The sequence below is a fragment of the Vibrio sp. Y176 genome, from assembly GCF_033438945.1.
The window spans coordinates 1-745 of sequence record NZ_JAWOQS010000440.1 but is presented as its reverse complement, the minus strand read 5'-3'; the positions used below and the strand labels follow the sequence as shown (position 1 = coordinate 745).

At 43.9% G+C, this 745-nt stretch carries 1 protein-coding gene; it reads left to right on the top strand.

What is annotated here, in order from left to right; all coding sequences use genetic code 11:
- Positions 1-100 precede the first annotated feature (100 nt).
- The gene (locus tag R7O13_RS26560; RefSeq protein WP_318305168.1) at positions 101-589 is read left to right on the top strand and encodes a recombinase family protein; all 489 of its coding nucleotides are present in this window, start codon (positions 101-103) and stop codon (positions 587-589) included.
- The last annotated feature ends 156 nt before the right edge of the window (positions 590-745 follow it).

Genomic DNA, 745 nt, shown 5'->3' with positions numbered 1-745 from the left:
AAGTCTTCATGGTCGAGAAATGTGGACAATGCTCAAACATGGTCAGGTAAATGTTGCTGGAGATACGGTCTGTGAGCGTTTTTATGCGCTCGCAGAATAATTGTATCTGGAGGATTGGTTCGCCACGCCACTACAACTATTTGCGACAGAATCCGATACTTTGGTCATCACCCGTTTAGCTCGCCTTGCTCGCTCAGTTGTCCATCTTGCACAACTCGCCAAGCGCTTTGAAAAAGAAAAAATCAACTTAATCGTCATCGACCAAAATAGCGATACCAGCACATCTACCGGCAGACTGATGTTTAACATGCTGGCATCCATTGCTGAATTTGAAAATGACTTACGTACGGAACGGCAAGCAGAAGGGATAGCCAAAGCAAAAGAGAACGGCGTGAAGTTGGGGCGACCAGCAAAACTCAACGAACAAATCAGTGATGCAATCCATTCCCGCCGAACCGAAGGGGCAACCATCGGCCAACTTGCGAAAGAATTTGAGCTTGGAGAAGCGACAATATATCGCGCTTTAAAAATAGCAATGACGAAAGAGAACGAACCACATACTCCACCTGATGAAACAGGTACTCTCTAAATTTGAATTACCCATTCCGGGGTTATGTCGAGCACGAGATCCTTCTCAACGCAAGAGATCATCGTTAGTTTTCCTCATAATTCTGGTCATAGACTGTATAATAGTTCGCTCCAGTAATCGTTTATCAGTAATTAGAAATGAGAATTTATAAATCAC